Origin of the sequence: Acinetobacter sp. NBRC 100985 (assembly GCF_000241225.1) — a bacterium.
GTDB lineage: Bacteria > Pseudomonadota > Gammaproteobacteria > Pseudomonadales > Moraxellaceae > Acinetobacter > Acinetobacter venetianus.
Genome location: NZ_BAEB01000036.1, coordinates 43536 through 63395 on the forward strand (window position 1 = coordinate 43536; position 19860 = coordinate 63395).

Consider the following 19860-nt stretch of genomic DNA (forward strand, 5'->3'; position numbering starts at 1 on the left):
TAAAATTTAAACTTAACTCAGTTTCATTTTATCGAAAACAAGATGACCATTTTCACCTTTAATCAAGATGTTATCGCCTGGTTGGAACTCAGCCGCTAGAATTTTCTGAGCTAAGCTGTTCTCTACCTGTTGCTGAATCGCACGTTTAAGTGGGCGAGCACCATATACAGGATCAAAACCAGCATCAATTAATAGATCAAAGGCTGTATCATCTACAGTTAAGCCCATATCGCGATCACTCAAGCGAGAACGTAAACGATCTAACTGAATATCAGCGATTCCACGAATCTGTGCTTTTTGAAGCGAATGGAAAACTACTAACTCATCTATACGATTAATAAATTCAGGACGGAAGTGCTGACCAACTGCATTCATCACGACAGCTCTTACTTCATCATCAGTTGCACCCTCACCTAATTCACGTACATCTTGTGAACCTAGGTTCGAAGTCATGACAATAACCGTATTTTTAAAGTCGACAACACGACCTTGTGAATCGGTTAAACGCCCATCATCCAATACTTGTAGTAAGATATTGAATACATCAGGATGTGCTTTTTCGACTTCATCAAACAACACCACACTATATGGTTTACGGCGTACCGCTTCAGTTAAAACACCGCCTTCCTCATAGCCGACGTAACCCGGAGGAGCACCAACTAAGCGACTCACAGAATGTTTTTCCATAAATTCCGACATATCGATACGGATCATGGCATCATCACTGTCAAATAAGAAGTTCGCTAATGCTTTGGTTAACTCAGTTTTACCGACACCTGTTGGACCAAGAAATAAGAAAGAGCCACTTGGACGGTTTGGATCAGATAAACCTGCACGCGAACGGCGTACTGCATTAGATACAGCAACGACAGCTTCATCCTGACCGACAACACGATTGTGTAAGAACTCTTCCATATTAAGCAGTTTCTCACGCTCACCTTGCAACATCTTAGATACAGGAATACCTGTAGCCGCACTCACCACTTCGGCAATTTCGTTCTCAGTTACTTTGGTACGAATCAGTTTAGGTTCTTCGTTTTCCTCAGCAACTTCTGCTTGTTCCAAACGCTTTTGTAACTCTGGAATCACGCCGTATTGTAAACGTGCAGCTTCAGCCAAATCACCTTCACGTTTTGCCTTTTCTAATGCACTACGTGCTTGATCCAGCTCAACTTGTGCTTTTTTATCACCTTCAACCAGTGTTTTTTCAGCTTTCCAAATTTCTTCAAGATCATTGTACTCTTTTTGCTTTTCAGCAATTTGCTGTTCAAGATGATTGACTTCAGCCTTACTGCCCGAATCCTCATCTTTTTTCACTGCTTCAAGTTGCATTTTTAACTGAATCAAGCGGCGATCCAATTTATCTAAAGCTTCTGGCTTGGAATCAATTTCCATTTTGATACGCGATGCTGCTTCATCGATCAAATCAATCGCCTTATCGGGTAACTGACGGTCTGTAATATATCGATGTGACATTTTTGCAGCAGCAATAATTGCCGAGTCTAAAATCTGCACTCCATGATGGGTTGCATACTTCTCTTTTAGCCCACGCAAAATGGCAATGGTATCTTCAACACTTGGCTCATCGACCAACACTTTTTGGAATCGACGTTCAAGCGCTGCATCTTTCTCAATATATTGACGGTATTCATCTAAAGTCGTTGCACCGACACAGCGTAATTCACCACGTGCCAAGGCGGGTTTCAACATATTACCTGCGTCCATCGCACCATCGCCTTTACCTGCACCTACGAGTGTATGTAACTCATCGATGAACAGAATGATTTCCCCTTCATGTTTTGCAAGATCTTTGAGGACAGCTTTTAGGCGCTCTTCAAATTCACCACGATATTTTGCACCTGCAAGTAATGAACCCAAATCCAAAGACAACACACGCTTATTCTTCAAACTTTCAGGGACTTCACCATTAATGATACGTTGCGCTAAACCTTCAACGATCGCAGTTTTACCTACACCAGGTTCACCAATTAAGACAGGGTTATTTTTGGTACGACGAGATAACACCTGAATCGTGCGGCGAATTTCATCATCGCGACCAATCACTGGGTCAAGCTTTCCTGCAAGTGCGCGCTCAGTTAAATCAATCGTATATTTATTCAATGAGTCACGTTGATCTTCATGATTATTGCTCATGACTTTGTCATTTCCTCGAATATTTTCAATTACTTTACGTAAGCTTTCTGGCGTTACACCAACACTGTTCAATATCGTTTTGGTTTCACCAGTTTCAGCCAACCCTAACATCACCCAATCTGTCGATAGAAACTCATCACCTGCTTTCTGTGCATAGCGGTCAGCTAAATTCAGCGCCTTTACCGCTTCAGGATTTAGATTAATATCACCCGTTGGATTTGCTATAGTCGGGGCATTTTGCAATGCCTGTTCAAGTTTTTGCTTCAGCTCTGGTAAACGAGCACCTGATTGTTGCAACAAACTTAGATTGGCTGGTTCTTCAAGTAAAGTCGACAGAATATGAATACCTGCAATCGCAGTATGATCTTTACCCATTGCCAAAGATTGTGCATCAGAGAGTGCTTGCTGTAAGCGGTTTGTAAATTTTTCAAAACGCATTCTTGTTATTCCTCACAACAAATTTTTAACTTAACACTTAGATGGGAACTATTTTTTAAATTTCAAATAAATTTTATATATTTTTCAAAGTTTTAAAATATTTTACTCAAATAAAACTCAGTAATAATATGGGTATATAAACAATCTATTTCAAGTATATTTTGTATAATTTTTCAGTCTTTGCATATTCGCACAAAACCATTCTTGTTCTTTAATCAATAAGGTTTTAGCTTATTGTTTTGCTACAAACTAAAAAAGATGATGATGTACTTTAAAAAAATTATTCTCGCAGCAACATGTATGATTCCGATTCAGTTACTTTTTGCTCAACTTCCTCAAGACTCTCGTCGTGCTGGTGGCATTGCCGTGATCCCTTTATCAAAAGACATCTCTCAAGTCTCTTATGAAGGTAAAGCGGTACTCATCAGTAAGGAGAATGAACAACATTATGCTGTGTTTGGTATCCCTCTCTCTGCTCAAGTCGGAACACTAACTCTTAATACCAACAAGAATCCTATTCAGATTGAAATCAAACCTTATCGATACGCGGAACAACGCTTAAATGTTAAAAATAAAGACTATGTCAATCCAAATCAGGAGCAACTAGACCGCTACGCGCGTGAGGCAAAAGAACAAAATGATATTTACAGTTCTTTCAGTCAGAGTTCATGGACACAATTCCCAAATTTCATCAGACCTACTTCTGGAAAATTTAGCAACTCTTTTGGTCGTAAACGTTTTTTTAATGGTGAAGAACGTGCACCACATTCAGGTCTAGACATTCCAGCGCCGATTGGGCAAAAAGTCGTTGCACCAGCAGATGGTGTAGTTGTAGGGACTGGCAATTATTTCTTTAATGGTAATACAGTCTTGATTGATCATGGCCAAGGCTTAATTAGTATGTTTTGCCATTTGAGTAAAATTAATGTTGAAAAAGGTCAACATATTACTCAAGGTGAAGTTTTAGGCTTGGTCGGCAAGACGGGACGTGTAACAGGACCGCATTTACATTGGGGAATGAGCTTAAATAATGCGCGTGTAGATCCTCAATTATTTTTAAAATAAGCATAAAAAAAGTGATCTATTTAATAGATCACTTTTTAGAAAAACTTAACAATAAAGTATTAAGCAGCTTCAATAATTTCGAAGTCATGTGTAATTTCAACACCGCCATCAGAAAGCATTTTGCTCGCAGAGCAATATTTTTCAGCTGAAAGTTCGACAGCCTTTTCAACCTGCTTCTCTTTTACAGATTTTCCTGTTACAACGAAGTGTAAATGGATTTTGGTAAACACGGCTGGAATTGAATCAGCTCTTTCTGCTTTAAGCTGACATACGACATTCGTCACATCTTGGCGAGATTTCTTTAAAATAGTCACAATATCAAACGAAGCACAACCACCAAGTCCCATTAAAATCAACTCCATAGGACGTGGGCCACGGTTTTCCCCCCCATATTCAGCAGAACCATCCATCACCACAGTGTGGCCACTTTCCGATTTTGCCTCAAAAGCAACATTCTCTAACCAATGTACACTTGTTTGCATTGCAACTACCCAAAAAACGTTATAAATTTACTCTGTTCTTGTACACTAACATAAAATGAGTTGATAAGGAATTTCATCTCTTCTGTGTAGAAAAGGCTCTTTTAAGGGTCTGTGCGATCGGTTTTATCCAAATTCGGAAATTTTAAGCATGACTTCAAATTTTTCACAACTTAGCACTGATGCTTTATCTCCAGGTCAGTTACCTGAATCAGTTAAAGCTCTGCTAAAACGTGCTCATATTAACAGATACCCTAAACGCACCACGATTATTGACGCTGGAATGGAATCAAAATCACTGTATTTAATATTAAAAGGTTCAGTGTCAATTATCTTACGTGAAGATGATGAACGTGAGATCGTGGTTGCATACTTAAACCCTGGTGATTTCTTTGGTGAGATGGGTCTTTTTGAAAAGAATCCACAACGTACCGCAGAAGTACGCACTCGTGACGTTTGTGAAATTGCAGAAATTTCATATGACAACTTCCATGAGCTAAGCAAACAATACCCTGATTTAAGTTATGCGGTATTTGCTCAGCTTGTTCGTCGCCTCAAAAACACGACACGTAAAGTAACAGACCTTGCATTTATTGATGTTTCTGGACGTATTGCTCGCTGTTTAATTGACTTATCTGCTCAACCTGAGGCAATGATCCTACCGAATGGTCGTCAGATTCGTATTACGCGTCAAGAAATCGGCCGTATCGTTGGTTGTTCTCGTGAAATGGTTGGTCGTGTACTTAAAACACTTGAAGATCAAGGCATGATTCAAACAGATGGTAAAGCTATTTTAATTTTTGATACTTCTTTAGAAGAGAATAGCTTTTCTGAAGATGAGTTTGACGACGAAGAATAAATCTTACTAACGTTGTGATACTCAACAAAGCCAGTGTTCTTCACTGGCTTTAATTTTTATTGTTTAGTACAGATAATTGGGGACGGTTGATGTTTCACAGATGCTTGCGACAGAGGACATTTTTAGATGGTACAAGGCATGTTTTGCGAAACTTAGTCATTCTAAGTAAGCAAGACGTAACGCAGTAGCAGCAAAAAATGTCCCTGTCCCGTAGGGTTATGGCTAAAACTTCCCTAAACTGCGTTATGAAACTTATCAATGATGTCGATGTCGCTAATGCCTACGTTTCATGTCTTGTTTATGTTGTTTTAGTCTATAACGCAACGCATGGTTGAAATATCAACAGACCCTATAAATTCACAGAAATTTGATTACATAATTACAATGATTATAGAGATATTCAGAATGTAAAGCGCCTCCAACATTTTTTATAATTTACAATATTACGATGAAACTCATAAGATACTGATTTGGAGCAAATAAGTATGAAAAAATTGGCTTTAAGCCTTTGTGCCGCAACTGTCATGACTATCTCAGGTTGCGCTTCTTTTGCCGATATGGCGGGTGCAGATAGTGCAACTTTAAATGCTCAGTCAGCACAAAGCTTTGCAAAAATGACACAAGAAGCACGTTCGAAGAATCAGCTTGATACCAGCTCAAGCACATACAAACGTATTAATGCTGTGTTTTTACGTTTAAAACCTTACGCAGATCAAATGAACCAAACAGGTCAACGATTTGATTGGCAACTTGCAGTATTAAAATCAGATACCGTGAATGCTTATGTTGCCCCAGGGGGTAAAGTTGTTTTCTATACAGGTATTGTCAATAAACTAAATCTGACAAATGATGAGATTGCTGCAATCATGGGACATGAAATGACCCATGCACTCGAAGAACATGCGAAAAGTAAAATTGGTGCGCAAGCACTTACTAATCTTGCCATTGGAATTGGCAAATCATATGCAGGCGACAGTATTGGTAGCCTCGGTTCTGCTGCTATCGATCTAGGCAGTCAAGTCGGTGTTGGTTTACCTTATTCGCGTAATCTCGAAAGCCGTGCCGATTATGGTGGTTTAATGCTGATGGCTAAAGCTGGTTACAACCCAAATTCCGCAATTACTTTATGGGAAAAAATGGCTCGTAATGACGGTGCAAGTGGCTCATCATTCTTATCCACTCACCCATCAAATGAACAACGTATTAACGACATGCGTAAGAACTTACCTGCTGCTTTAGCAGTGTATAACCGCCGCTAATCTAATATTAATACTGAAGCCATTAAGTTCAACATTGATCTTAATGGCTAATTTATTTCAGCAATCTTTTCATCCGCAGTTACAGTTTTATTAGGCTGTACCAAGCTACAGATTAGACCAGTTCGATGGGCAATAATCTGCACTTCCATTTTCATTGCTTCCATCACCCCGATTACATCCCCCTCATTTACGAATGTATTTTCAGTAACTTTCCATTGCATTACGACGCCACTGATAGGTGCTAAAACATCATTTTCTTGATGAGCCTGAAAAGTTTCTTCAGACTTATGGATTTGTGGTGAAGCTGTTAAATTAAATAATGATGTTGGCAAGCCTATTTGATGTATTTTCCCATCAATCTCAATATCATGTCGTTGCAACATAGAGGATGATGTTATCCTCGCCCGCTCTTGAGTTGGATATTGCAAATAGTCTGCTTGCTGAATCCAACGCGTATGCACCTTGAACTCTTTCACAAAATCTGGCTCAGACAAGATCAATTGATGAAATGGCAATACAGAAGCAACCCCTTCAATTTCAAACTGTTCTAATGCCCTTTTGGCACGTTGAATTGCAATATCTCTGGTTGCGCCAGTCACGATTAGTTTTGCCATTAATGAATCAAATTGGCTTGAAACAGCGCTACCTGTCTCGACTCCAGTATCAAGACGAATACCAATGCCTGATGGCGGATTAAAACGAGTTATTTGACCAAATGAAGGAATGAAGCCTCTTGCTGGATCTTCTGCATTAATCCGAAATTCAATTGCGTGTCCTTGGGCTTTTGGCATTTCAACAATCGATAATGTTGCACCTAACGCAATGTTGATTTGCTCAACAACTAAATCCACGTCAGTTGTTTGCTCAGTGACAGGATGCTCCACTTGTAAACGCGTATTTACCTCTAAAAATGAAAGCTTGCCATCTTGGCTTAATAAATACTCCACAGTACCCGCGCCTACATAGGAAGCAGCTCTACAGATATCAATCGATGCTTGCTGTAGCTGTTGCTCTATCTGCCGACCAAGAAACGGCGCTGGTGCTTCTTCAACCAATTTTTGATTACGGCGCTGTAAGGAACAATCGCGAGTTCCCACCACCACAACATTACCATGTTGATCAGCAATAACTTGCGCTTCAATATGACGCGGTCGATCTAAATATTGTTCAACAAAGCACTCACCCCGCCCAAATGCTGCCTGAGCTTCGCGTACAGCTGACTCATACGAGCGAGCAACATCCTCTAAATGCCAAACCACTTTTAATCCACGCCCACCTCCACCATAAGCTGCCTTAATTGCAATCGGAAGACCATATGCTTTCGCGAACTCAATGGCTTCATCTGCTGATTGAAGTGGTTGTGCTGTACCATGCACCAGTGGCGCACCGACTGATTGGGCGATTTTTCGTGCTTCAATTTTATCGCCGAGTTTTTGAATTGACTCAGGTGATGGGCCGATCCAAATCAAACCTGCATCTATTACAGCTTGTGCAAATTCTGCACGCTCAGACAGAAAGCCGTAACCAGGATGGATCATGGTCGTTTGTGATTTTTTTGCTATTGCTAGCATTTTATCTATATCAAGATAGGTTTCTTTCGCAGTTACACCAGACAATGACCACGCTTCGTCTGCAAGTTTAACGTGTAAACTGTGTATATCATCATCTGCATACACCGCAACGGAATGAATACCTAAATCTTTACATGCTTGAATAATTCGAACCGCAATCTCACCTCGATTGGCAATCAGTAATTTATGTTGTTTATTTTTCATGATCTTGGATGTCCATAAATTCTGTGATTTTGCGAAACTGGATGAAACTGCATGAAGGAATTTGTGCAACTAAATCGAGATGATGAGCAGCTACCATCGCGATGACGGGATACCCTCCTGTAATCGGATGGTCACTCATAAACAAAACAGGCTGACCATTTGGAGGGATTTGCAAAGCACCGATGCTGCACCCTTCACTAGGAAGTTCATGCTCAATTTCTCTTTGCAAAGCATGTTCCCCATGCAACCTCAAGCCAATCCGATTGCTTTCTGTGGTTACGAGCCATTTTTGTTGGAAAAGTAACTCCAAACTAGAAGTTTTAAACCAATCCGTTCTTGGCCCTAAATGGAGATCTATCACAATCACATCACCCTGTTTTGGCATATCGATAGAGCTCTGGCTCAAATCCACAGAATGAGTTTTCAATTGTGCCGATGCAAGCTCATCGCCAATCTTTAAAGGTAATGCCCCTAACTCAGCTAAACTGTCATAACTAGCACTTCCTAGAATGTTTTCAACCGCCAAGCCTCCCCGCACTGCTAGATAATTTCTCACCCCAGCGTTAGGGACTGCCAAATAAACCTCATCCCCCTGATCAAGTGCAATCGGTTGATAGAGAGGGACTCTAACTTTTTCTTCCTGTACATATTGCACCGAAAGCTCCGCATCAGCGCCAGTAACAGCAATCACTGTAGGTTTAAAAAAACTGAGAACAAGACCACCATTGAGTATTTCCAAGGCAGCGGCATTTTGAGGATTACCTACAGCCAAATTGGCACTTTGAAAAGAAGTCTGATCCATTGCACCAGCTCTACCTACGCCCATTTCTGCCATGTTTAGGCGGCCAACATCCTGTATAAGCACCTGTAAACCAACTTTTTTAACACGTAAAACTGCTTCATTTTCAGTAATTCGTTTTTCCGAAATTGGCACTGTATTGGGAACACAAATTTGTGTGGGTTGATATGTAACATCTTTGAAAATCACTTGATCATTCGGCAGCAACAAAGCAGGTTGTTCTCGTTGAACATCCCACATTTTCAGATCAGTTTTCCCAATCAGTTGCCATCCACCAGGACTATCTTTAGGATAAACACCACTATATTCACCCGCCAGGCCAACTGAACCTGAAGTAATTTTTTTACGGGGTGAAGCCAAGCGCGGAATGCTTCCAAAAGTAGGCTCATCACTCACTAAATAAGCAAAGCCTGGTGCAAAACCAATGAACGCAGCACGCCATAAGGTTTGGCTATGTTTGTAAATAAGCTCCGAAACACTTAACCCAACAAGATCTGCAACATGCTCAATATCCTCACCGTTATAACACACTGGAATGACCAATTCTTTACCATTGAGCGCAGCACATTCGAATATTTTCTGTGTATTAATCCACTTAATTAAGGTCTTTGTATTGATAAATAAAGGATCAAAATAAACCAAAATTGTCCGTGCAGCGGGAACAAGCTCTCGAATATAGGGATGTTGTGCATGTTGTAGTGTTCGATATGCAGCCATCGTATCTTGTAAGCTTGTAAATTCAATTAAAAAAGCATTTGCATTGACCGATAGAAATCTCATATCAGCTCTCATTTATGCCATTGGGTCAGTAAAAGAACGTACTTGAATTTGATGCTGAGTTAGGGTTTGTTGTATCACCTTCGCAATTTCCACTGCACCTAATGTATCACCATGTAAACAGACCGTATCCGCTTGAATTGGTGTAAATACACCTTCAATAGACATCACTCCACCCTTTTGAATCATTTCTAATACACGTTGTGCAATTTGATCGGCATCATGTAAAACAGCTCCATCTTGACGACGAGACACTAATGCACCATCACGATGATAGGCACGATCTGCAAATGCCTCTGAAACGACATTAACACCTTGTTGACGCGCAAACTCAATTAAAGGTGAGCCTGCTAAAGCCACTAATGCCAAGGAAGCATCATAAGCAAGTAATGCATCGATAACTGCTTGAGCCTGATTCAAATTAGTTGCAATGGTGTTATAAAGTGCGCCATGTGGTTTTACATAACGAACCGTTGTTCCTGCAATTTTAGCTAAGCCTTGCAACGCTGAAATTTGATATAACACATCGGCAAATAACTCATCATAAGCAACATCCATATTACGACGACCAAAACCGACAAGATCGGGATAAGAGACATGTGCCCCAACAGATACATTGAATTGAGCAGCTTGCTTTAATGTTTTTAGGATACTTTGTGGATCACCTGCATGGAAACCGCAGGCAATATTCGCACTACTGACAATCGGAAGAATTTGTTCATCATTGCCCATTTTCCATGAGCCATAGCTCTCACCTAAATCGCTATTTAGATCAATATACATATAGCCTTCCAATTGCTTTTTTTCATTTCACATACGTATTTTAGCAATATACTCGAAACGCTCAGTTTAACAACACTGATTTTTATGCATTTTATAAATCAACATCATAGCTTTAACATAGAATCAATTTAGGCCACATTATATTTTTATATAGAATAGAACTTCTAACCCAAGGCTCTTTTGAGTTAGAAGAAATTTTTAATCACTTATTTCATTAATCGTAAATACAGCATGTGTGTCGCACTGGTGTGACGGATATGATCAGGGCGCTTATAAAAATACCTTTCACTTAATCCATCCCCAGATAGATCTTCAGCTACGACATAGCCCATATTCTCTACAGATTGATGTAAATCCTTTGGTCTAAACTGTCCTTTTAAAGGTTCTTTTAAAAAACGAGTAAATTGTGAGACGAATAGACTCCCAAAACGTTCAATACCCGCTAACTCTCGATAATCAATCGAATAATCTAAGACCACTTCACTTCCTTTCGCAGCAAAATTAGCAATACTTTCCAAAGTTTTGAGTGTAGTTTGAGGCTCAAGGTAATGCGTCGTACCTAACCATGAGTAAAATGCGGGTTGATCCTGCTGAAAGCCACTACGTGCTAGAGCATCAGCGATTGACTCTTTTTCAAAATCAATAGAGACGAACTCTACATTGGCAGGAATCTCACCAAATTCTTTTAGTTTTTTTGTTTGGCTGCTTGTGTATCAGGATGGTCAACTTCAAAAATTTTTAATGCTGGATAATGTTGAGCTTGTCTCAAAATAAATGAATCTAAGCCTGCACCGACTAATACATACTGTTTTACGCCACGTTCAATTGCTTCATACAATTGATCTTCAGCATAACTCGAACGCCCTACAACTTGTCCTGTCAGCAGGCCGAGTGTTCGGTTAAATACAAGAGAATTCATCACTTTAACAGTAAGTGACGTCGTAAGAAGCTTTTTCCAACCTTTGCTGGTCAGCTCAAATGCAAATGGATCTGAAAATACTGGATTTTCTGCATGTTGAAAGTGGTTCGCACGTAATGCCGCTGCCGCCTCAGCCGTACGACTTGATTGTCCTTCTTTCATATATCATTCCTAATTTATTTCTATCTCGCAAAAAAATAAGCAGTAAATTTCACCCTAAGATAAAATTTACTGCCCTTTAATCATTTGATAAATGACTTACTATTTAGTTTTTTCAGTTTGATACGTCACTTGATAATCATTTAAGTCCATACGTTTTAAACGCTTTTTCAATGCTTTTAATGACCACGGCCAAGCTGCAAAGTTACGACCATTTGCATCCAAGTAATAGCTCTTACAACCGCCTGCATTAAATACAGTTGTTTTCAGATGTTTTTGTACTAAATCATTATGCTTCTTGATCACTTCAGGCTTGATATTTAACTTAGCAATACCCTTCTCTTTGATTTTGAGTAAACCATCCACAATATAATCAAGCTGTGCTTCTGCTAAACCAATGAATGAATCATAAACAAGCACGTTTGGTCCTAAAACTAAGAAGCCATTTGGTACATTCTCAATACTCGTACCTAAGTACGCTTCTGGAGAACTATTTTTCCATAAATCATTTAAGATTTCGCCTTTCTCGTTTTGAACGCGCTTACCAATAGGTGGATGCGATACCTCAAAACCTGTACCCCAAATAATCACATCTACTTCATGACGTTCGCCATTTGCGGAAACAACTGTATTTCCTTCAACTTTGACCAAACCGTGAGGAATGAGCTTAGTATTGGGTTGTTGTAATGCTGGATAATAGTTGTTAGCGAATAATAAACGCTTACAACCAATGGTAAAGTTTGGCGTTACATTTTTACGTAATTCAGTATCTTCAATTTGGAAGCGTAAAATCAATTTTGCAAGTTCGCCCACTGGTTTTAATACAGCTGGGTTACGTAAACCGAAGTTAATTGCATTTAGTGATTGGGCAACAGTTTTACGCCATGTTTTTTGAATGAGTGGAAACCTCTCAATAAGTGCCTTACTCACATCACCCAAATCAGTATCAGGCTTTGGTACAACCCAAGGCGCAGTACGCTGGAATATGTAAAGCTCTTTTGCTTTTGGCTGAATTTGAGGTACAAACTGGATTGCTGATGCACCTGTGCCAATGACCGCAATACGCTTACCTGTTAAATCATAATCATGATTCCATTTCGCTGAATGGAACATTTCACCTTTAAACGTCTCTAAGCCTTCCAATTTAGGAATCTGCGCTTCAGTAATTGGACCTGTTGCAAAAATTGCAGTACGCGCTAAGAATTGACCTTTGCTTGTGTCCATAACCCATAGATTACGCTCATTGTCCCAAGCTGCTTTGAGTAATTCAGTACCAAATTCAATTTTTGAACTGACACCAAAGTTTTCACTTACTTCCTCTAAGTAGCTTAGAATTTCAGGCTGACGCGCAAATAAATGACTCCATTTCGCACTCGGTGCAAATGAGTATGAATACAGCGCTGAAGGGACATCACACCCGCAACCTGGATAAGTGTTCTCACGCCATGTACCACCTACGCGCGTTGCTTTTTCAATGATCTTATAGTTTGTATAACCCACTTGATCTAAACGAATTGCAGTTGCAATACCAGAGATACCAGCACCGACGATGAATGTATCGTAGATATGTGATGGTAAAGCCTTTCCTTCAGCTGAATCTAATTTTTTTGCTTGAGCTGTCATTTCAAAATATCCTTTCATCTAAAAACCGATGTCAATAACGGTGTCTTACCGAGTTCTCATCTAAATTTCATCATTAGCCTTCGGCTCGACCTACTTTTCTTTCGGGAAAAGTAGGCAAAACCATTTTCATCCGCAAAACCTGTTCACCACTTTCATTTATTTAATAGTTTCTTGAATATAAAACCTTATTATCTTTTTGATACCATGCAGGTTGCGGATGAACATTACGCGTATCAAAACTCGATAGAGATTTTACATTTGGTTAGGCTATTTCATTAATCGGTATGATGTACCTAAGAATTTTGCATATAAATTCGGAGCAGTACGCTTCATTAACCAGAACAACTTGGCATCGATTTGTGGAATGGTATAAAGCTGGTCTTTGTCCAAACGATCTAAAGTAAGTTTTGCTACCTTATCGCTCGTCGTGAATGCCAGATTGGTCAATGCATAATCCAAAAGACCTTTATGCGGAACTTTGCCATTTTTAATAATATTGGTTGGAACTAAGGTTGGGCACAACACATTTACTTTGATGTTATGTTTTCTCAGTTCAGCTGAAAGTGTTTCTGATAAAGCACGAACACCAGCTTTGGTCACGTTATAAGCCGTCATTTCAGGCGCTGCGGTATACGATGCGGCAGACGCTACATTGATAATTGCACCACGACCAAGCTGCTTAAACTTAGGTACAAAATAGTGGCAACCATGGACAACCCCCCATAGGTTAACATTTGCGACCCATTTCCAATCGTCTAATGTCATTTCATCAAACTTGCCACCGAGACCGACACCCGCATTATTAATCACTAGCGTCGTAGGATGTTGCATCAACTGTTCAGCTTGCTCAGCGAGTTTCTCAACTTGCTTAGCATTGCCCACATCGCATTTGACTGCGAATGCCTTTGCACCAAGTTCCTCAATCAAAGCCACTGTTTCTTTTGCGGCGTCTAAATCAATATCAGAACAAACAACTGTGCCACCACGTTTTGCCAATTCAAGTGCAAAACTACGACCAATGCCACTACCCGCACCTGTCACTACTGCAAAAGCATTTTGGCTAGGCTTTATTTTTTTACCAAATAATCTCATATTTGTTTTCCAACAATCTTGTATTTCATTGACCAAGTTATGCAGATGCTGCACGAACAGGTGGCACAAACTCTTTAAGGAAATAAGGGCTTAATAAACCTGTCTCAGGATTTAATAAGCGCTCTTTGTAATATTCCATATACGCTGTCGTATCATGGTCATTTGGATGGAAACTAGGACGTAGATATTCAAGAATATGCATGAAACTACTGCCGAATACCCCACGCTTACTACCGAAAAGTAAAGCTGTACTTTCAACAATATCTTTCATGTAGCGAGGATTAATTAAATTGCTTGGTTTACGAACAAATGGCATTAAATAACCACCTAAAGACACCCCGCCTAGAATGGTTAAACTTGCTAATAAGAAACCTGTGATTCGAACCCAGTAGTCACCTGACAGCTCTAAAAACACATCATAGGCAATATCTTTATGTTCAGACTCTTCCAACATGTGCCACATCCACATCGCACGCTGTCTTTCATCTTGTGAGCCCAGCAAGTAATCTTCATGTTGCATCATGAACTCAGCTAAAACAGCCGTGTAATGTTCAATACCTGCCATCAATGACAGCTGCATAGCATTTGGTAACTTATAAATTCCGTACTCAAACACCTTATCTGCAATCGCACGAAGTAAATCCACTGGATAACCATTTTCTTTCAATACTTCATCATTGAATTGATTATGGATTTTGGAGTGAATTGCTTCCTGCCCGATCAGCGAAGTCAGTCTTTGTTTTAAAATCGGATCTTGGATAAACTCACGATGATGACGCGCGGTTTCAATAACAACATCTTCACCAAAAGTCAGAAAAATAGACAATGCATGAAAGTATGATGTCGCTAATTCTTTATTTAAAAAGAACCTCTCATCCAATTCATCTGGATTAAATTTAAAATCAAAATGGCGAATCGGTATCGGAGACTTATTCGCAAAATTTTGAATAATTCCCTGATATTTAGTACTCAATTTGTCTGAGAAAACATTTCGTAAAACTTGAGCGACCATGGTTTGATCCCCACTGAGAGTAAAAAGTAAAATCGATGCACAGCAAATCAATTTGAATCGTAAAATTGTCTATAAGATTATTTCTGAAACTTTAACAATTCGATGCTGAAAATCACGTTAGATCACGGGCTTATGAATACTTGTCAAAAGTCATTTCAAATTGAATTTTTCTAAGTAATCTCACCGCATAGTGCGCTAACAAAATATGACCAACAAGAACCAAATTGCTCATAAAGTCATGAACACTTTTGCCAATTCAAATGATTAAATTTCATTGCACACTAACGATTAAAAATGTACTAGAAATCAAGCCGCTTGGACTTTTGGCGTAAATTCTTTAACAAAGAATGGATGTAACGCACCACCTTCAGACAACAACTTTTTCTCGTAGTATTCAAAATACTCAGTTGCATCATGATCATTTGGATGGAAATCAGGACGTAAATAGTCAAAAATTCGACCTTGCGTACTACCAAATACACCGTCTTTCGGGCTAAAAATAAGCTTTACGCCACGACGTGCGTCACGCCAGAATTTTGATGTAAACAATTCTTGTGGTTTACGTAGTAAAGGAACCATCGTTGCGGAGAATGGAATCAAGCCAAGAATGGTGAAATATGCAAGGAAGAAACCTCCAACACGTAATGCATAATTACCATTTAAAGTTTGATAAACGTCATACGCTACATCTTTATGCTCCGACTCTTCCAACATATGCCACATCCACAAAGCACGAGTTTTAGCGTCATCAGAGAAATAGAAGTTCTGCTCATGCGCCATCATGTATTCGGCTAAAACGGCAGTAAAATGTTCAATCCCAGCCATGAGTGAAAGTTTTAGCGGTTGAGGAAATCTGAGGAAAATATGATCGAAAAATTGTTCGCCAAGGAAGCGATACAACCTAACTGGATAATCAAGATCAACAATTGCATCATTAAATTCATTGTGCAATTTTGAATGAATTGCTTCTTGACCAATTAATGATGTTACACGTTGCTTTAAAATTGGATCTTTCAACATATCGCGATGATGACGTGCAGTCTCAATAACTAAGTCTTCGCCATATGTCAAAAACACTGAAAGTGTCGCGAAAAAAATCGTAGCAAACTGATTGTTCATATAGAATGAAAGATCAATTTGTTTGCCATCAAATCCGATTGCTAAGTGACGAATTGGAATACTTTTTTTACTCGCAAAATCAATTTGCTCAGTTATTGGGTTAGATTTAAATAAACTTAAACCTTTCTTTAATGTGCTAGTAACCATGGCTACACCTACCTACTTCACTTGAGCGTCATTTGCCCTTTTACATTTGGTTCAGGATTATCTCTTTTCGTCTAACTCAATAACTTGCTAAGTTACGAAAAAATATTCGGGAGATTTTTGTGAACCTAACTCTTCACTAAAACCAATGTAAACCGATCTTATGTTCGGATTCAATTCGGGTAAATTCTTCACTTAAACAGTCATCTTTTAATTTTATTGAAATAACTTTTTATGATTTTTATCAGATAAAAAATTTATATAAAAAACACAATTAATTATTAAATATCAATATATTATTAAATTTAAATTTTATTTTTCGTAATTTATAGACCTTAAATTTTAATTGGTTTACACAGATTCATTACAGTTAAATCTCATAAAATAAAAAACATGTAATTTTATTTGTTCGGATTATTTAAGCCTATCTTTCATGCTTATGACGGTTATGTTAATCTGACGTTATGTTCGGATTTTAATAATAAGATATTATGGCAACTCGAAAACCACGTCAGTCACGTTCAAAAGTGACTGTAGACACGATTATTGAAGCTGGCTTTATTGCAGTTGCAACTAACGGTACTAGCGGCACAACCACAAGACACATTGCTGATATAGCTGGAGTGAGTGTCGGCTCGCTATATGAGTATTTTAAGAATAAGGAAGAAATATATGACGCTATGGCAAAAACCTTTGTCAAAGAAGTCTTGGATATGGTGAAAGAGCTTACTCCGATTATCATTGAGCAAGAACTAGAACCATTGTTTCAAATGATCTTTTATACATTCAGAGACTTACTCACACGCGATGATGATCGTTATCTGATTTGTCTGCGTTACGCGACAGAGCTGAAATACGAAAAATACATTGGTCAGATCGAAATGGCGCTGATGGAAGTATTAATGAAATATATGATTCGTCATCCACGTTATTTAAAAGTGAATAACCTCAGCGTGACAGCATATATCAGTATTAATAGTAGTATTTTCAATGTCGCGCGTCATTTAATCTTACCAAATCCACAAATTAGCTTCGATGAAATGGTGAAAGGTTTGAGTACAATGATCATCAGCTACATCGAAACAGAACTTGCTAGAGCTGAAAGAGAAACGACCTTAACACATGTATAACAGAGTAAAAAACAATGTTTAACCTTTCAATTACGCCAAGATTCTATGAAACAGATGCTTTCGGACATATCAACAATACTGTGATCACAGGTTGGTTTGAAACAGCACGAGAACCGATTTTCCGATTATTTAACCCAAGTATGGAAATTAAAAATCTGCCTTTGATTCTTGCACGAGTTGAAGTCGATTTTGTTGCTCAAATCTATTATGGCGCAAACATCGAAATCAAAACATGGATTGAACACATCGGAAATTCATCTTTCGTCGTTGCACATGAAGCATGGCAAAATGATCATTGCGTAGCACGAGGCAAAGCCGTTCAGGTCTATTTTAATTTTAGTACTCAAAAATCAGATCGTATTCCAGATCAATTCCGTACCAAGTTACAACAATGTATGACTAACCAATAAATATATTTCCACTGGAACAACTTTAATTATTTCAGCGGATCAAATTTACTCGCCTAAATCTTCAAGAAAATCGAATGTTGGAACAAAGAATAAACTCCCTGAAACAGCAGTACTGAAATCAAGGATACGGTCAACGTGACCATTTTCTTTACCAAGAAACATATTCTCAAGCATAGTTTTCGTGATGTTAAATGAACGAGAATAACCAATAAAGAAAGTGCCATACTCACCTTCCGTTGGATTAGAGAATGGCATATTGGCTCTAAGAATTTTTAGCTCATTGCCCTCTGCATCATGTGCTTTGCTAACTACGTTGTGTGCATTCTGTGGCTTAACATCATCACCTAATTCAACATCATCATACTTCTTACGACCAATGACTTTTTCCTGTTGTTCAGTAGTTAAGCTTTTCCACATTTCCATGTTATGTAAATATTTTTGGATAAAAACATAACTACCACCAAGGAACTCAGCATCCTCTTGTCCCACATAGGCAATTTCTTTAGCAATTTCATGTTCAGGGTTTTCAGTTCCATCAACAAAACCAAGAATTGCACGCCCATCAAAGTATCTAAAACCTTTAGTTTCACTAATTGGATAGGTTGTTTCTTTGAGTTGATCGTGCAGAATAGAAGCAAGTTCAAAACAAATCGCCATTTGATTAGCACGAATATGAAAAAATAAATCACCCGCAGTTGCTACAGCAGTATGCTTCTCACCTTTTATTTCCTGAAATTCATACAACTCTTTAGGTTTATTCAAACTTGGAAATAAAAGATCCCATGCTTTTGAACCAATCCCCACGGACGCACTAAAATTTCCATTTGGAAAACGATTGGTCAAACTTCTGACCAATGCTGAAAAGTTCGCTAAAAAGTCAATAATTTCAGAAATATCCGCCTGATCTTGAATTCCAAGAACAATAAATAAAGCATTTTCCCCAGAAAGATTATTAATCACTGGCTGTGGTCTTAATGTTGTATTCATAAATGTTAATAATGGGATAGAAATTAATAACCTATCCTACACAAGTCACAGAATAAGTTAGCGAGATAATCACAAATTTTTACTATTATTCGGTGTAAATAACGAAACTTTCTCCACGGCAAAAACTAGCCAAAGTCAAATTTAACTTTTTAGCCATTTCAATTGCCATGCTGGTTGGCGCAGAAATAGTTGCCAATAGACCAATATTGTATTGTGCACATTTTCGGATCAGCTCATAACTGGCACGGCTGGTCATCACCACAAATCCATCTGCAACATTTAATTTTTGCTCAGCTAAGTAACCTAGCAATTTATCTAATGCATTATGACGGCCAACATCTTCAAATAAAGCAATAATTTGTCCTTTGACTACCCAAGCGGCAGCATGCGCACCACCTGTTAATTCACTGATTTTTTGTCGTACTTTTAACTGCGCGATTGCATCTGGAATTTGACCCAACCATTTAGAAGGCACTGTAGTATTTACAGTTGGTAGGTTTGTATAAAGTTGTTTCAGACTTTCTATACCACATAATCCGCACCCAGTTCTGCCCACCATCATTCGACGATGTTCTTTCAAAGCTGTAAATGCACGCGATGCAATCGTCATATCGACTTGTACACCCAGTTCATTCTGACTGATTTCAAGTGAGTAAAGCTCGTTTAGGTTCGTTAAAATACCTTCTGACAGACTAAAACCTTTCGCAAATACCTCTATATCAGATGGCGTTGCCATCATGACAGCATGTGAAATACCGTTATAGATCAGTGCAACAGGATATTCTTGAACAATATAATCCAATTCATTTTCAGAGATATCTCGATGGAAACGATGCACTTGCATCGTTTCATAGCCCAGTGTTTGTGTATCCACATT

16 protein-coding genes and 1 pseudogene are annotated in these 19860 nt (G+C 38.7%); 5 read left to right on the forward strand and 12 right to left on the reverse strand.

The features are described 5' to 3' along the window. Positions 1-12: 12 nt before the first annotated feature. On the reverse strand, positions 13-2592 hold the full coding sequence (gene clpB / locus ACT4_RS13100; RefSeq protein ID WP_007482843.1) for an ATP-dependent chaperone ClpB: 2580 nt from the start codon (positions 2590-2592) through the stop codon (positions 13-15). 264 nt (positions 2593-2856) lie between these two features. On the opposite strand from clpB, the gene ACT4_RS13105 reads away from it, so the two are divergent. Beyond that, positions 2857-3657, forward strand: coding sequence for a M23 family metallopeptidase (locus ACT4_RS13105; RefSeq protein WP_007482845.1), 801 nt, complete (start codon positions 2857-2859; stop codon positions 3655-3657). Positions 3658-3716: 59 nt separating this feature from the next. Here the strand turns inward: ACT4_RS13105 and ACT4_RS13110 are convergent, their stop codons facing one another. Next, entirely contained in the window at positions 3717-4139 is a 423-nt protein-coding gene (locus ACT4_RS13110; protein WP_007482847.1) for an OsmC family protein, read from the reverse strand. Between the two features lie 148 nt (positions 4140-4287). Here ACT4_RS13110 and crp point away from each other — a divergent pair, with 148 nt between their 5' ends. Then, entirely contained in the window at positions 4288-4995 is a 708-nt protein-coding gene (crp, locus tag ACT4_RS13115; RefSeq protein WP_004880197.1) for a cAMP-activated global transcriptional regulator CRP, read from the forward strand. A 485-nt stretch (positions 4996-5480) separates the two neighbouring features. Beyond that, entirely contained in the window at positions 5481-6254 is a 774-nt protein-coding gene (locus ACT4_RS13120) for a M48 family metallopeptidase (RefSeq protein ID WP_004880198.1), read from the forward strand. Positions 6255-6301: 47 nt separating this feature from the next. On the opposite strand, the gene ACT4_RS13125 is transcribed toward ACT4_RS13120, so the two are convergent. The 8 genes and pseudogenes from ACT4_RS13125 to ACT4_RS13160 all read right to left on the reverse strand — a co-directional run bounded on the left by ACT4_RS13125 (position 6302) and on the right by ACT4_RS13160 (position 16459). Further along, a complete protein-coding gene (locus ACT4_RS13125; protein ID WP_007482849.1) occupies positions 6302-8029 on the reverse strand; it encodes a biotin carboxylase N-terminal domain-containing protein in 1728 nt (575 codons plus the stop codon). Further along, positions 8019-9608 (reverse strand): 5-oxoprolinase/urea amidolyase family protein, encoded by a 1590-nt coding sequence (locus tag ACT4_RS13130; protein WP_007482851.1) that lies wholly within the window; start codon positions 9606-9608, stop codon positions 8019-8021. The genes ACT4_RS13125 and ACT4_RS13130 overlap by 11 nt, the downstream gene beginning before the upstream one ends. Positions 9609-9620: 12 nt before the next feature. Further along, positions 9621-10388, reverse strand: coding sequence for a LamB/YcsF family protein (locus ACT4_RS13135; RefSeq protein ID WP_007482852.1), 768 nt, complete (start codon positions 10386-10388; stop codon positions 9621-9623). A gap of 206 nt (positions 10389-10594) precedes the next feature. Further along, a pseudogene (locus tag ACT4_RS13140) lies at positions 10595-11469 on the reverse strand (class I SAM-dependent methyltransferase). A 99-nt stretch (positions 11470-11568) separates the two neighbouring features. After that, positions 11569-13089 carry an NAD(P)/FAD-dependent oxidoreductase gene (locus tag ACT4_RS13145; protein ID WP_007482858.1) on the reverse strand — a complete coding sequence of 507 codons (1521 nt, stop codon included), beginning with the start codon at positions 13087-13089 and terminating at the stop codon, positions 11569-11571. 267 nt (positions 13090-13356) lie between these two features. Next, a complete protein-coding gene (locus ACT4_RS13150; protein ID WP_004880207.1) occupies positions 13357-14181 on the reverse strand; it encodes an SDR family oxidoreductase in 825 nt (274 codons plus the stop codon). A gap of 37 nt (positions 14182-14218) precedes the next feature. Then, on the reverse strand, positions 14219-15193 hold the full coding sequence (locus tag ACT4_RS13155) for a metal-dependent hydrolase (RefSeq protein WP_004880208.1): 975 nt from the start codon (positions 15191-15193) through the stop codon (positions 14219-14221). Between the two features lie 306 nt (positions 15194-15499). Continuing rightward, positions 15500-16459 (reverse strand): metal-dependent hydrolase, encoded by a 960-nt coding sequence (locus tag ACT4_RS13160; protein ID WP_004880212.1) that lies wholly within the window; start codon positions 16457-16459, stop codon positions 15500-15502. 488 nt (positions 16460-16947) lie between these two features. Between ACT4_RS13160 and ACT4_RS13165 the strand changes: the two genes are divergently transcribed. After that, a complete protein-coding gene (locus tag ACT4_RS13165) occupies positions 16948-17586 on the forward strand; it encodes a TetR/AcrR family transcriptional regulator (protein WP_007482861.1) in 639 nt (212 codons plus the stop codon). 14 nt (positions 17587-17600) lie between these two features. Beyond that, entirely contained in the window at positions 17601-17996 is a 396-nt protein-coding gene (locus ACT4_RS13170; protein ID WP_007482862.1) for a thioesterase family protein, read from the forward strand. A gap of 45 nt (positions 17997-18041) precedes the next feature. Here the strand turns inward: ACT4_RS13170 and ACT4_RS13175 are convergent, their stop codons facing one another. Beyond that, positions 18042-18983: a Dyp-type peroxidase gene (locus ACT4_RS13175; protein ID WP_007482865.1), complete on the reverse strand. Its 942-nt coding sequence runs from the start codon at positions 18981-18983 to the stop codon at positions 18042-18044. Positions 18984-19068: 85 nt separating this feature from the next. Beyond that, entirely contained in the window at positions 19069-19857 is a 789-nt protein-coding gene (gene fdhD / locus ACT4_RS13180; RefSeq protein WP_004880221.1) for a formate dehydrogenase accessory sulfurtransferase FdhD, read from the reverse strand. Positions 19858-19860: the final 3 nt, after the last annotated feature.